General features: G+C 69.3%; 15 protein-coding genes and 1 tRNA gene. 8 read left to right on the top strand and 8 right to left on the bottom strand.

Annotated elements, in window-relative coordinates; translation table 11 throughout:
* Positions 1-59 precede the first annotated feature (59 nt).
* The gene (locus tag NVV32_RS00265; RefSeq protein WP_055766042.1) at positions 60-548 is read right to left on the bottom strand and encodes an SRPBCC domain-containing protein; all 489 of its coding nucleotides are present in this window, start codon (positions 546-548) and stop codon (positions 60-62) included.
* Between the two features lie 69 nt (positions 549-617).
* On the opposite strand from NVV32_RS00265, the gene NVV32_RS00260 reads away from it, so the two are divergent.
* Positions 618-1,454, top strand: a complete 837-nt coding sequence (locus tag NVV32_RS00260) for a Ku protein (protein WP_055766044.1) — start codon at positions 618-620, stop codon at positions 1,452-1,454.
* Positions 1,454-1,702, top strand: coding sequence for a hypothetical protein (locus NVV32_RS00255; protein WP_055766047.1), 249 nt, complete (start codon positions 1,454-1,456; stop codon positions 1,700-1,702). The genes NVV32_RS00260 and NVV32_RS00255 overlap by 1 nt, the downstream gene beginning before the upstream one ends.
* A 16-nt stretch (positions 1,703-1,718) precedes the next feature.
* Here the strand turns inward: NVV32_RS00255 and nhaA are convergent, their stop codons facing one another.
* The 6 genes from nhaA to NVV32_RS00225 all read right to left on the bottom strand — a co-directional run bounded on the left by nhaA (position 1,719) and on the right by NVV32_RS00225 (position 7,119).
* Positions 1,719-3,152, bottom strand: coding sequence for a Na+/H+ antiporter NhaA (nhaA, locus tag NVV32_RS00250; protein ID WP_422390962.1), 1,434 nt, complete (start codon positions 3,150-3,152; stop codon positions 1,719-1,721).
* Between the two features lie 144 nt (positions 3,153-3,296).
* Positions 3,297-3,995: a potassium channel family protein gene (locus tag NVV32_RS00245; RefSeq protein WP_235498623.1), complete on the bottom strand. Its 699-nt coding sequence runs from the start codon at positions 3,993-3,995 to the stop codon at positions 3,297-3,299.
* Positions 3,988-5,370 carry a TrkH family potassium uptake protein gene (locus tag NVV32_RS00240; protein ID WP_055766054.1) on the bottom strand — a complete coding sequence of 461 codons (1,383 nt, stop codon included), beginning with the start codon at positions 5,368-5,370 and terminating at the stop codon, positions 3,988-3,990. The genes NVV32_RS00245 and NVV32_RS00240 overlap by 8 nt, the downstream gene beginning before the upstream one ends.
* 153 nt (positions 5,371-5,523) lie before the next feature.
* On the bottom strand, positions 5,524-6,132 hold the full coding sequence (locus NVV32_RS00235; protein ID WP_055766057.1) for a flavodoxin family protein: 609 nt from the start codon (positions 6,130-6,132) through the stop codon (positions 5,524-5,526).
* 67 nt (positions 6,133-6,199) lie between these two features.
* Positions 6,200-6,868: a haloacid dehalogenase type II gene (locus NVV32_RS00230; protein WP_055766059.1), complete on the bottom strand. Its 669-nt coding sequence runs from the start codon at positions 6,866-6,868 to the stop codon at positions 6,200-6,202.
* Positions 6,868-7,119, bottom strand: a complete 252-nt coding sequence (locus NVV32_RS00225; protein WP_055766063.1) for a DUF2630 family protein — start codon at positions 7,117-7,119, stop codon at positions 6,868-6,870. Before NVV32_RS00225 ends, NVV32_RS00230 begins: the two co-directional genes overlap by 1 nt.
* A 158-nt stretch (positions 7,120-7,277) precedes the next feature.
* Between NVV32_RS00225 and NVV32_RS00220 the strand changes: the two genes are divergently transcribed.
* The 4 genes from NVV32_RS00220 to pstS all read left to right on the top strand — a co-directional run bounded on the left by NVV32_RS00220 (position 7,278) and on the right by pstS (position 9,859).
* Positions 7,278-7,351 (top strand) — tRNA-Val (locus tag NVV32_RS00220).
* Between the two features lie 187 nt (positions 7,352-7,538).
* On the top strand, positions 7,539-8,336 hold the full coding sequence (locus NVV32_RS00215) for an SDR family oxidoreductase (RefSeq protein ID WP_055766065.1): 798 nt from the start codon (positions 7,539-7,541) through the stop codon (positions 8,334-8,336).
* A gap of 100 nt (positions 8,337-8,436) precedes the next feature.
* Entirely contained in the window at positions 8,437-8,658 is a 222-nt protein-coding gene (locus NVV32_RS00210) for a hypothetical protein (protein ID WP_055766069.1), read from the top strand.
* A 100-nt stretch (positions 8,659-8,758) separates the two neighbouring features.
* Positions 8,759-9,859: a phosphate ABC transporter substrate-binding protein PstS gene (gene pstS, locus NVV32_RS00205; protein WP_422390961.1), complete on the top strand. Its 1,101-nt coding sequence runs from the start codon at positions 8,759-8,761 to the stop codon at positions 9,857-9,859.
* Positions 9,860-9,938: 79 nt separating this feature from the next.
* Here the strand turns inward: pstS and NVV32_RS00200 are convergent, their stop codons facing one another.
* Complete coding sequence (locus NVV32_RS00200; RefSeq protein ID WP_321166889.1) at positions 9,939-10,478, bottom strand: SRPBCC family protein; 540 nt, start codon at positions 10,476-10,478, stop codon at positions 9,939-9,941.
* Between the two features lie 215 nt (positions 10,479-10,693).
* Here NVV32_RS00200 and NVV32_RS00195 point away from each other — a divergent pair, with 215 nt between their 5' ends.
* Together NVV32_RS00195 and NVV32_RS00190 are read left to right on the top strand one after the other, a co-directional pair.
* Positions 10,694-11,188, top strand: coding sequence for a Dps family protein (locus NVV32_RS00195; protein WP_055766079.1), 495 nt, complete (start codon positions 10,694-10,696; stop codon positions 11,186-11,188).
* 228 nt (positions 11,189-11,416) lie between these two features.
* Positions 11,417-12,151, top strand: a complete 735-nt coding sequence (locus tag NVV32_RS00190) for an ANTAR domain-containing protein (RefSeq protein ID WP_422390960.1) — start codon at positions 11,417-11,419, stop codon at positions 12,149-12,151.
* Positions 12,152-12,210 lie beyond the last annotated feature (59 nt).

Here is a 12,210-nt window from a genome sequence, read left to right as displayed (position 1 = left end):
CGTGGTATTCCACTACCAATCAGCAGCACGGGGCAGGCAGGACCCCGCACGCCTGTCCGTCACGCGAACTGCTCGCGGTACCGCTCCACGTAGACGTCCCACAGCGCCGGGTTCTGTCCGAGGTTGCGCTTGTTCAGGAAATCGTCGAGCCCGGCGATGGTCAGGTGCCAGCCGGCGGCCATGGTCGCGGCATGGCGGGGGCTGCCCGGAGTCAGCAGGAGCACGAGCTGCGCCCCGTTGTCGCCGGTGCGGGCGAGCTCCCAGCGCAGCGTGTCCCGCTCCCACGTGTAGGCGAGGACGGAGGGCCGTTCGGCTTCCAGCACCGTCCCGCGCAGCGGCTTCTGGTCCGCGTACCGGAAGAGGATCTCCTCGTCCTTCTTCGGCTCGAACTCCATCTCGCAGGGGAACCAGTACTTCAACTTGCCCTCGTCCGTCAGGTGCTTCCACAGGACGGTCGGCGGGAACGCGAACTGGAACTCCAGCCGCAGCACCGTCCCGCCGTCGTCCGTGGTGGTCTTGCTGACGATGGGCTCTACGGTCTCGGTCACCCCACAAGTCTAGAGGGGGGCGGGCCGCACGGTCTGGTCCGGTAAGCCTGCTTGGTGTTCACTTGGACCATGAGAGCCATCTGGAAGGGTGCGGTCGCGTTCGGCCTCGTCAACGTGCCGGTGAAGGTGTACAGCGCCACCGAGGACCACGACATCTCCCTGCACCAGGTGCATGACAAGGACGGCGGGCGGATCCGCTACCAGCGGCGCTGCGAGGTCTGCGGCGAGGTGGTCGACTTCAAGCACATCGACAAGGCGTACGACGACGGCGAGCACACCGTCGTGCTGACCGACGAGGACCTCGCGTCCCTGCCGGTGGAGCGCAGCCGTGAGATCGAGGTCGTGGAGTTCGTACCGAGCGACCAGGTCGATCCGATCATGCTGGACCGCGCCTACTACCTCGAGCCCGACAGCACCTCCACCAAGGCCTACGTCCTGCTGCGCCGCACCCTCCAGGAGACGGACCGGACGGCGATCGTGCAGTTCTCGCTCCGGCAGAAGAGCCGCCTCGCGGCCCTGCGCGTGCGCGGCGACGTCCTGATGCTGCAGACCCTGCTGTGGGACGACGAGGTGCGTGAGGCGTCCTTCCCGGCCCTCGAGGAGAAGGTCCGCATCTCGGCCAAGGAGAAGGAGATGTCCGCAGCACTCGTCGACTCCTTCTCCACCGACTTCGATCCGGAGAACTTCACCGACGACTACCAGGTCCAGTTGCGCACCCTGATCGACGCGAAGATCGAGAAGGGTGACACCCTCGACACCGAGGAGACCTTCGGCAGGAGCGAGGAGGAGGACGACGGCGACAACGTCCTCGACCTCATGGAAGCCCTCCGCCGCAGCGTCGAGAAGAACCGCGAGAAGAAGGCCGACGCCAAGAAGGCGTCCGCCACGAGGAAGAAGGGCGCGTGATGGGATTCTTCACCGACAGCCTCGGACGCCAGACCATCGCCCAGAAGCCGAACGCGCCGATCCTCGGCTGGGCCCTGCTGGGAGCGGCGTCGTTCATGGCACTCGAGGAGCAGAACCGCGAGCGCCTGCGCACGGCGAGCGCCGTCTGCCTCGCGGTGTGGGCGGTCCTCGAGGTCGTGTCCGGGCAGAGTGGCTTCCGTCGCAGCGCAGGTGCCCTGACGCTGTCCTGGCTGTGGCGGAAGCCCTGAGGCCGCTCAGGGACTGCTAGCGCCCCTCGTAGACATCCGGCACGCCGTCCTGATCGGCGTCGATCCTGTCCTGCTCCTCGATCTCGCGGTATCTGGCGTTCCGTCGTCGCAGCAGGACGGCCGCCGTGAGCGCCGCGACGAGGGATCCGGCCAGGATGGCGACCTTCGCGTGGTCGTCCTCCGGCGTGCCCTGCCCGAACCCCAGTTCGCTGATGAGCAGCGAGACGGTGAAGCCGACGCCCGCGAGGAGCGCGACGCCGATGATGTCCACCCACGCCAGGTCCGGGTCGAGGCTGGCCTTCGTGGTCTTCGTGACGGCGACGGTGGCGAGCAGGATGCCCACCGGCTTGCCGATCACCAGGGCCACCATGATGCCGACGGCGATGGGATCCGTGATCGCGCTGACCAGACCCTCCATGCCCCCGATGGCCACTCCTGCACTGAAGAACGCGAAGACCGGCACGGCGAACCCCGCTGACAGGGGCCGGATGCGGTGCTCGAGGGTGTCCGCGAGACCGTCCGGTGCGACGTCGTGCGCCTGGAGCGGCCCGTCGTCGTCGTGCCCGGCCAGCGGGCGCACCTCGACGGCGTCCCCGCCGTGCGCTCCGGCCGTGCCGACCCCGGCCCCCTTCGGCAGGACGGGGATGGCGAACCCGAGGAGCACACCGGCCACGGTGGCGTGCACGCCGGACTCGTGCACGAGCGCCCACACCACGAAGCCGAGGGGCAGGAGGATGAGCCAGGGCGCCCAGGCCCTGCGCTGGAAGAACGTCGGAAAGCGCTGCGCGAGGAAGGCGTAGAGGGCCAGCGGGACGATGGCGATGAGCAACGGAGGAGCCTGGATGTCCTCCGAGTAGAAGAACGCGATGATGCTGATCGCCAGGAGGTCGTCCACGACGGCGAGCGTGAGGAGGAAGATCCGCAGCGAGCTCGGCAGGAACGAGCCGACGACGGCGAGCACCGCGACGGCGAACGCGATGTCCGTCGCGGTGGGGATGGCCCAGCCGCGCAGGGCTTCGGGGCCGGCGGTGGCGGTGATGGCCACGTAGACGAGTGCGGGGACGATGACGCCGCCCGCGGCGGCCGCGACCGGGACGATCGCGCGGTCGAACTTCCGGAGGTCGCCGGCGACGAACTCGCGCTTCAGTTCGAGCCCTGCCAGGAAGAAGAAGATCGCGAGCAGGCCGTCCGCCGCCCAGGTGCCGACGCTGAGCCGGAGGTGCCAGGGTTCGTAGCCGAAGCTGTAGTCGCGCACCGAGAAGTAGGTGTCCGCGGCAGGCGAATTGGCGAGGATCAGTGCCAGGACGGTGGCCAGGAGCAGGAGTGCCCCGCCGACCGTCTCCTTGCGCAGGATCGTCGAGATGCGCAGGTGTTCCGGGTAGCTGCTGCGGGAGAAGACGTGGCTGCCGGGCGGCGCCGGATGCTGCGGGGAAGCTGGCTGGTCGTTCACCGGGGGTCCTTCGATCGGGCACGCTCCTGGGAGCGCCGACCAGACTTCCCGGCTCACCAGAGCTACCAGCCTATCGGGTTGTTCGTCCGACCGCCCACCCGGTCACCGCCGGAGGCCGGATGCCCGGGGCCCCGATGCCGCGCCTCAGAGGAGCGCGCTGAAGAGTTCCGCCTTGCGCGTGGGCCCCGCCACGATGATCTCGTCGTCGTCGTACAGGGTGGTCTGCGCCGTCGTGTGGTCCCACGCCCCGCCCTTGCGCTTCACGGCGACGACCGTGATGCCGTACTTCGCCCGCAGTCCCGTGGTCCCGAGCTCACGGTCCCAGTACTCCCGCGGCGGACGGGTCTTGACCATCGCGAAGTTGTCCTCGAACTCCACGTAGTCGAGCATCGTGCCGCGCACCAGGTGTGCAACGCGCTTCCCCATGTCGTGCTCGGGCCGGATGACCCGCTCCACCCCGAGCTGCGAGAGGATCTGCGCGTGCGGTTCGCTGATGGCCTTCGCCCACAGGGTGGGGCGGTCGAAGCGCAGGAGGATCGACGTCGTCAGGATGCTCGCCTCGAGGTCGCTGCCGATCCCGACGACCACGCGGTCGAACTCCGGCAGGGAGAGCTGGCGCAACGCCTCCTCCTTGGTGGTGTCCGCCCGCACCACGTGCGTCAGGAGACCGTTGAAGGACTGCACCACGTCCTCGTCGACGTCGATTCCGAGGACCTCGGTGCCGGCTGCCTCGAGCTCGAGCGCCAGTGCACCCCCGAAGCGACCGAGCCCGATCACGGCGACGGATTCTGCCGCGGCGATCGCCTCGATGGGCCGGGAGGAGAAGATGCGTTGCCTAGCCAATGAGCGGCCTTTCCTTGGGGTATTCGAAGTAGAGCGGCTTGGAGCGGAGCGCGAGCGCCGACGCGAGGGTGACCGGCCCGAGGCGGCCGGCGAACATCACGAGGATCAGCACCACCTGCCCGGCCGGCGGGATGGCCGCGGTGATGCCGGTCGACAGGCCCACCGTCGCGAAGGCCGAGACGACCTCGAAGAGGACCCTGTCCAACCCGAAATCGGTGGTGAGCATGAGGAACATGGTTGCGGTGATGACCAGCCCGACGGCGAGCAGGACGATCGAGATGGCCTGGCGGTGGGTGGACCGTGGCAGGCGCTTGCCGAACACGTTGACGGCCGTCCCCCCGCTGATCTCGGTGTAGAGGATGAAGAACAGCACGCCGAAGGTGGTGATCTTCAGGCCACCGGCCGTACCCGCCGGTCCTCCGCCGATGAACATCAGCACGTCCATCGCGAGCAGCGTGACCGGGTTCAGCTGCGCGAAGTCCACGCTGTTGAAGCCCGCGGTGCGCGTCATGGTGGACTGGAAGAAGCCTGCGAGGAGACGTTCCTCGGGTCGGAGGGCGCCGAGGGTATCCGGATTCGACCACTCGACGGCGGTGATGAAGACGGTGCCGACCACCAGCAGGATCACCGTGCCGCCCAGGACGAGCTTGGTGGTGGTGTGCCACCTCCGCGGGTACCTGATGTGACGGCGCAGCTCGAAGAGCACCGGGAACCCGAGTCCGCCGATGATGACGGCAGCGCAGACGGGCAGGCAGATCCAGGGGTCCCCGGCATAGCCGACGAGGTTGTCGCTGAAGAGGGCGAACCCGGCGTTGTTGAAGGCCGAGACCGAGTGGAAGACCCCCAGCCACGCCGCCTCGGCCGGGCCGTATCCGTAGCGGAGCGCGAACCGCACGGCGAGCACCACGGCGGTGACGAACTCGACCAGCAGGGTGATGCGCAGGACGCCGAGGAGCACGTTCCGGACGTCGCCGAAGCCGACGCTCCGGGTCTCCGCAGCCGCAGACACCCGGGACCGGAGACCCATGCGGCGGGCCAGGAGGACGCCGAGGAGCGAGGCGAAGGACATGATGCCGAAACCGCCCAGCTGGATGAGGGCGAGGATGATGACGTGTCCGGCGCCGGTCCAGTACACGGGCGTGTCCACGACGATCAGGCCGGTCACGCACACCGCCGACGTCGCGGTGAACAGGGCCTCGAGGAACGTGGCACCGCCGGCGCCCCCCTTCGACGTAGGCAGCATCAGCAGCAGGGTGCCGACGAGGACGGCGCCGGCGAACCCGAGCACGATCACCTGGGCCGGATGACGGGGGGCGAGCTGCGCGGCCCGGGCAGCGGCACCCCGAAGGAAGGGGCGGGCACCCGAGGCGACCACTGCGGCGGCGTCCCTGAGGATCTCTCTGCTCGACCTCACGGGATACTCGGGCCTTCCGGGTTCATGGGACTGCCGCGGACGTTCCGCACCAGTCGCCCAGTCAACCCGACGCGGGTCCCTCCGGCCCGCCTCTTTACGCGTTCTTGATACCGCCTACTCGAGCGGGAAGTTCTCCCGGCGCAGCAGGGTGGCGAGGTGTTGGGCGTTGCGCACCACGCCCGCCGTCGTGATGGCGACGGCATCGGGCACCTGTGCGAGGTCCTTGAAGTCGACGGCCTGCATCGCCTCGCCCACCCAGTACGTCGAACCCTGCGACGGGAGCGAGAACCCGATGTCGTTGAGGCCCTGCATCATGTCGGCGATCGTCTTGTGGGCGCCGTCCTCGTTGCCCACGACCGCGACGACGGCCACCTTCCCGGCCATGACGGGCCGGCCCTCCTCGTCCGTCTCGGCGATGTCCGCATCGAGCCGCTCCATGACGCGCTGCGCGAGGCTGGAGGGGTGCCCCACCCAGATGGGCGTGGACAGCACGAGGATGTCCGCGGCGAGGATCTTCTCCCGCAGCACCGGCCACTCGTCGCCGTCGCCCATGTCCTTCAGGACTCCCGGCGCCACGTGGTGGTCGACCACCCTGGCGCTCGAGGTCCCGATGCCGCGGGCCGCGAACTGGTCCAGGATGTGCTGGGCCATGAGGTCGGAGCTCGACGGCTCGGGAGACGGGGTGAGGCTGCAGACGAGGGCGAATGCGGTGAGGTCGCTCATGGTTCTCCTTCGAAGGATGCGGACCGGGTCCGAGCCGCTGCGTCGGCCACGGGCGGGGAGGCCGGTGTCAGGTGCGGAGGGCCGACAGCAGATCGGCGAGCTGCGTCACCTCGTGATCCGGGGGCACCATGGCGGAGGGGTAGGGCGCGGCATCGCGGTTCAGCCAGGCGGTCCGGAGGCCGGCGCGCGAGGCGCCGTCGATGTCCCAGGGGTGCGCGGCGACGAGGACGACCTCGTCCGCGCGCCGTCCCAGGGCGGCGAGGGCATGGGTGTAGGCGCCCGCGGCAGGCTTCCAGCCCGGCCCGTCCTCGACGGACAGGACCGCCGAGAAGGCGTCCCGGACACCGGCGCGCCCGAGCAGGTTCGACGCCGTCGCCGCCGCACCGTTGGTCAGGGTGGCGAGCTCGAGACCGGCCTCCTCGAGACCGCGGATGCCCTCGACGACGTCGGGGTGGACGGGCAGCTGCTGCATCGCGGTCAGGATGTGGGCCACGGCGTCGTCGACGTCCCGGTTGAGCACCTGATCCGCGAGCACCACCCGCAGGGCGCCCTCCGCGACAGCACGGAAGGCGGGGTTCTCCCCCGCCGCCGTGAGCGCGAACCCGTCACGGAGGACGGTGGCGAACCACAGCCCCGCCAGCTGCGGCGGCGCTCCGATCTCCTCGACGTGCTGGGTCATCCGGCCCATGTCGGAGAGGGTCCCGTTGACGTCGAACAGCACGAGGGGCAGGGCCATTACTGGCGGTACCCCTCCACCTGGCTGACGGGCCGGGCATCGGCGTCGGCGGGGTTCTCCCCGGCGTCGGCCTTGGCGCGCCGCTGCCGGAGGAGGTCCCAGCACTGGTCCAGGTCCTCCTCGACCTTCTTCAGCCGCGTCGCGTGGTCCTGGTGCGCTGCGCCGTCACCGGCGTCCTGGGGCTGGTCGCGGAGCTCGTGCTCCTCCTGCACGAGTGCCTGGATGCGCTGGAGGATGTCCTGGTCGTCCATGGTGAAGTCCTTTCGTGGTCGGAGCGCCGGCACGGCCGGCCCTTTGTTCAGGCTACTGACGGCCCGGAACGATGACCAGCATCCGCCGGGCCGCCGCGGCCGGGCCGGGCGGAATTTGGCGCCACGCCGCGATGCCCTAAGCTGTTGGAGAACCAATTGCCTGTGTAGCTCAGTCTGGTAGAGCATCCGCTTCACACGCGGAAGGCCCGGGGATCGAGGCCCCGCGCAGGCACGAGGACATCCAGCAGAAGGCCCGTACCGATCCGTCGGTGCGGGTCTTCCGCGTATCCACCCCCGTTCGTCCCCGGCGAACACCTCGCTGTCCCCACCCCAGGACCCCCGGGCAACCGTTCCGGGTGTCCTGCCGCGCCCCGGAGATTCTCCTTGCGGGCTCTCCGCAGCCGTGCGGAGGATGGAGCATGAACTTCACACCCAGCTCAGCAATCGTCACCGGCTCCGACTCGGGGATCGGCCGCGCCACCGCCGTCGCCCTCGCGACGGCGGGATGCAACGTCGGCGTCACCTGGCACTCCGACCAGGAAGGCGCCGAGGAGACCGCGCGGCTCGTCCGGGCGCAGGGCGTCACGGCCGCCGTCGCGCAGCTGGACACCACCGATGCACCTGCCTGCGGGGACGTCGTCGACCAGCTGGCGCGAGAGCTCGGCGGCCTCGACGTCTTCGTCAATAATGCCGGCGTCAACGGCGGCACCCTGTTCATGGAGACCGACTGGGACACCTGGCGCGGCACCCTCGGCGCGAACCTGGACGGAGCCTTCGTCTGCATCCAGCGGGCCGCCCGGCACATGATCGACGGCGGGCGGGGCGGGCGCATCATCGCCGTCACGAGCGTGCACCAGGAGCAGCCCCGCGTCGGATCAGCCGCGTACGACGCCTCCAAGCACGGCCTCGGTGGCCTCATCCGGACCATCGCCCTCGAACTCGCCGACCGCGGCATCACCGCCAACGCCGTGCTGCCGGGCGAGATCAACACCCCCATGAACGATTCCGAGGACCAGGACCCCCGCACCATGGATCGCCCGGGTATCCCGCTCGGCCGGCCCGGAGCGCCCGAGGAGATCGCCGACGTCGTCGCCTTCCTCGCATCGGGCGCCTCCAGCTACGTCAACGGCGCCTCGTTCGTCGTGGACGGCGGGATGCTCCTCATGGGACCGCAGGCCGGTTCACACCTCACCAGCGGGGAGTGGCGCACGCTCTGACCACGCAGGGGCAGGTGGAGGAAGAACTTTCAGGGTGCGTTCATGCCGCGTTCAGCGGCCCTGGCTACCGTGGGGATCCCGCCACCCGAAAGGCCACGCCATGGACACTTCGCCCATCCCCGCCACCGAGCCCGAGGCCCAGGACTGGTCCGGCTTCAGGCGAGGTGAACGCATCACCCTGCACCACCCGGCGGGCACCCAGCTCCGCGGCGTCCTGGACATGCGGACCGACGACGCCTCCATCGTCTGGATCCACCTCAATGACGGCGCCGGAAGACGACTCGTTCACCGGGCCGACGGCTACCGGCTGCACCGGGGCTGACGCCCCGGAAGGCCGCAGGTCGACCTCCCCGTCCACCTGCCGTCCACCTTGGGGCAACCTTCCCGCCACCTGTAACGTAGCTCCGGTGAGAAGCCGCGCCATGTCCCTGCCCATCGTCGCCGTCGCCGTCGTCGTCGGATCGGCCGCCTGCGGTTCCGACTACCCGCTGGGTGCGGAGCAGGAAGCAGCGGCGCAGCGTGGGGATGCGAGCCTGCAGGGCGCCGTGACCGCCTCCGGGTCCTCCGCGCAGGGACCGGCGATGGACGCCTGGCGCTCGGGCTTCGCCACGCTCTACCCGAAGGCACAGGTGCAGTACTCCCCGGACGGCTCGGGTGCGGGCCGCGGTGCACTGCTCGCGGGGGCCGTCGGCTTCGCCGGCTCCGACGCCTACCTGAGCGACGAGGAGCTCGCGGACTCCGTGGAGGCGTGCGGTCCGGAAGGAGCCTTCAACATCCCCGCCTACGTCTCCCCGATCAGCATCGGCTTCAACCTGCCCGGCATCACCCAGCTGGACCTCGACGCCGACACAGTGGCACGGATCTTCCGGGGGGAGATCACCACCTGGGACGATCCGGCGATCGCCGCGCAGAACGACGTCGCCCTCCCGTCCCTGCCGATCTCCGCCGTCAGCAGGTCCGACGACTCCGGGACCACCGAGAACTTCACGGACTACCTGCACGCCGTGGTGCCCAAGATCTGGACCGACGAGCCGGACGGCGCCTGGCCCTCGGGACTCGACAACGAGAACGCCAAGGGCAACGCCGGCGTGGTCAGCACCGTCGCCGGTACCGTCGGTGCAGTGACCTACGCCGACGACTCCTCCGTCGGTGCTCCGCTCGGCCGAGTGGCGCTGAAGGTCGGCGACGACTACGTCCCCGTGAGTGCGGAAGGCGCGGCCGCCGCCGTCGACCTCGCCGCACGCGTCCCGGGCCGGGCCGACCACGATGTCGCCCTCGACCTCGACCGCACCACCACCGCCGCGGGTGTCTACCCGCTCGTCCTGGTCTCGTACCACGTGTACTGCAGCCGCTACGAGAACCAGGCCACCGCCGATGTCGTGCGCGCCTTCGGGACGTACGCCGTCAGTCCGGAGGGCCAGGCCGAGGCCGCCGAGGCCGCGAAGAGCTCCCCGCTCTCGGCCGAGCTGTCGCGGCAGGCCACCGAGGCCATCGCCACGATCGAGGTCGGGGAGATCCCCTAGCCGCACGAAAGGGCGGACCCCCGGGGGGATCCGCCCTTTCGCCGTGCAGCACCGCAGTTCCTGCGGCCGTCCTCCCGGATCAGCCGACGCGCGGGCCGCCCGAATCCGGGTCGTTCGTGGACGTGTCCGGCAGCGTGCTGTTCGCCGGGATCGCGTCCGTGGTCCCGCCGGTGGGCGGAGCCTCGACGTCCCCGCGCCATGCGCCGGTCTCGCCGCCGCTCTTCTCGATGAACTCCTTGAAGCGCTTGAGATCACCCTTCACCTGCGCGGTGTCGGCGTTGACCACCGCACCGATCTTCTCGGTGAAGGTCTCCGGGTGCCAGTCGATCTGCACCATGAGGCGTGTGGTGTTCTCGTCGAGGCGGTGGAAGGTCACCACACCCGCATGGGACTCGCCGTCGGTGCTCTTCCACGCCACGCGCTCGTCCGGGTGCTGCTCGGTGATCTCCGCGTCGAACTCGCGCTTGACGCCGCCGATGCTCGTCACCCAGTGGGTGTGGGTGTCCGAGGTCTGCGTGATGGAATCGACGCCCCCCATGAACTGCGGGAAGCTCTCGAACTGCGTCCACTGGTTGTAGGCCGTGCTGACCGGTACTGCTACGTCGATAGATTCCTGCACTGAAGCCAAAGCGTTCCTCCTTCGTAGACTCCGGGGGCCGTGCATAACCCGTTTCCGGGTACAGCGCACGGCCGAACCGTAAGTTCCCTTAGCGTAGGCAGATCGGTTGGATTTGGCCAACGCGCGGGGCTAGTGTGAAAGGAGTCCACCCGGCAGGAATCGGCACGTCCGATGCGCCTGCGGGAGGCGGATATTTCTCTAGCACTGGAGGATTCATGAAGGCTTCACCCACCCTCACAGACAACATGCAGGCTGTCCTGGTCGACCTCATCGAGCTCCACCTGCAGGGCAAGCAGGCCCACTGGAACGTGGTCGGCAAGAACTTCCGCGACCTCCACCTGCAGCTGGACGAGATCATCGACGACGCCCGCGCCTTCGCCGACGAGATGGCGGAGCGCATGCGTGCGCTGCACGCCGTTCCCGACGGACGCAGCGTCGCCGTCGCCGAGGGTACCAAGATCGATCCCTTCCCGGCCGGCCTCGTCTCCACGAAGGACACCGTGGGTCTCGTGGTGCGCATGCTGAACGCCTCCGTGAAGACGATGCGCGACGTGCACGACCAGATCGACGAGGAGGATCCCACCACCGCGGACCTGCTGCACGGCTTCATCGCCAAGCTCGAGCAGTATGCGTGGATGGTCGACGCCGAGAACATGGAACCCACCGCCGAGGTCGTCACGCCGGTCGGTACGGATCACGCCACGGTCTGACCCGCAGGACCCGGTCCCGTCAGGAGGGGAGGCACCCATCGGTGCCTCCCCTCCCCTGTCGGGGCGCGGGGGCCTGCCTCTTGTACTATGTAGGCTGACTAATGGTCTAGCAGAAGGCCGATCACACATGCCCTGGGGCTGTGTCTCGGTTCCAGAGGACGTCCGGACGCCCTCGACGGGTGCGATGCACATGCCGCCCGGTGGCTGGACGAAACGGGATCAGAATCCATGGCCGACCAGGTCGCCGGGCAGAACCTCACCGATCACCTCCAGGACCTCCTCCTCGTCAGCGACGACGTCGAGGAGTTCCTGAGCGAGTTCACGCGGTTCGCGGCATCCCGACTGTTCGAAGGAGCCGCCGAGACCCCGTGCGGCATCACGCTGCTGCGCAACAAGCATGCCGGCACCGTCGCGAGCAGCAACGCGCAGGCCCGGGAACTCGACGAACTCCAGGCCTCGTTCAGTGAAGGGCCCTGCCTCACGGCCTGCGAGGAGCAGCGGACCGTCCTGGTCGCCGATACCAGCACCGACGAACGGTGGAGCGACTATCTCGCGCAGGCCGCAGGGCGGGGCGTCGGTTCGATCCTGGCCGTGCCCTTCACCCTCCGATCCGGTGCTCGTGCCGCGCTGAACGTGTACGCGGCGGACCGGGGCGGCTTCGCAGCCGAGGACGTCGCGACGGCCGAGGCCTTCGTCGCCCAGACCTCGAAGGCGCTGACACTCGCGGTGCGGCTCGCGCAGCACGCCGATTCCGTGTCCGACCTGAAGTCCGCGATGAAGTCCCGCACGGCGATCGACATCGCGACCGGCATCATCATGGCCCAGAACCGGTGCAGCCAGGCGGAGGCCTTCGCCATCCTGACGACGGTGTCCAGCAGCCGCAACCAGAAGGTCCGGGACATCGCCGCCTCGGTGGTCGCCTCGATCGGGCAGGTGGAACCGGAGACCCACTTCGACCCGTGAGTGTCCGCCGTCCGAGGCCCGTCCGGCGTCCTTTTGTCCGGACCTCGTGCCCGCATCGG

It is taken from the genome of Arthrobacter sp. N1, from assembly GCF_048288285.1.
Classification (GTDB): Bacteria; Actinomycetota; Actinomycetes; order Actinomycetales; family Micrococcaceae; genus Arthrobacter_D.
This window is presented reverse-complemented; position numbering and strand designations above follow the sequence as displayed.

Bases quoted from the DNA above. Each gene is read 5' to 3' on its own strand.
- NVV32_RS00255 (WP_055766047.1), top strand. From the start codon at position 1,454: ATGGGATTCTTCACCGACAGCCTCGGACGCCAGACCATCGCCCAGAAG.
- NVV32_RS00230 (WP_055766059.1), bottom strand. From the start codon at position 6,868: ATGGCCCTGCCCCTCGTGCTGTTCGACGTCAACGGGACCCTCTCCGAC.
- NVV32_RS00235 (WP_055766057.1), bottom strand. From the start codon at position 6,132: ATGAGCGACCTCACCGCATTCGCCCTCGTCTGCAGCCTCACCCCGTCT.
- pstS (WP_422390961.1), top strand. From the start codon at position 8,759: ATGTCCCTGCCCATCGTCGCCGTCGCCGTCGTCGTCGGATCGGCCGCC.
- NVV32_RS00195 (WP_055766079.1), top strand. From the start codon at position 10,694: ATGAAGGCTTCACCCACCCTCACAGACAACATGCAGGCTGTCCTGGTC.
- NVV32_RS00190 (WP_422390960.1), top strand. From the start codon at position 11,417: ATGGCCGACCAGGTCGCCGGGCAGAACCTCACCGATCACCTCCAGGAC.
- NVV32_RS00215 (WP_055766065.1), top strand. From the start codon at position 7,539: ATGAACTTCACACCCAGCTCAGCAATCGTCACCGGCTCCGACTCGGGG.
- NVV32_RS00260 (WP_055766044.1), top strand. From the start codon at position 618: ATGAGAGCCATCTGGAAGGGTGCGGTCGCGTTCGGCCTCGTCAACGTG.
- NVV32_RS00210 (WP_055766069.1), top strand. From the start codon at position 8,437: ATGGACACTTCGCCCATCCCCGCCACCGAGCCCGAGGCCCAGGACTGG.
- NVV32_RS00225 (WP_055766063.1), bottom strand. From the start codon at position 7,119: ATGGACGACCAGGACATCCTCCAGCGCATCCAGGCACTCGTGCAGGAG.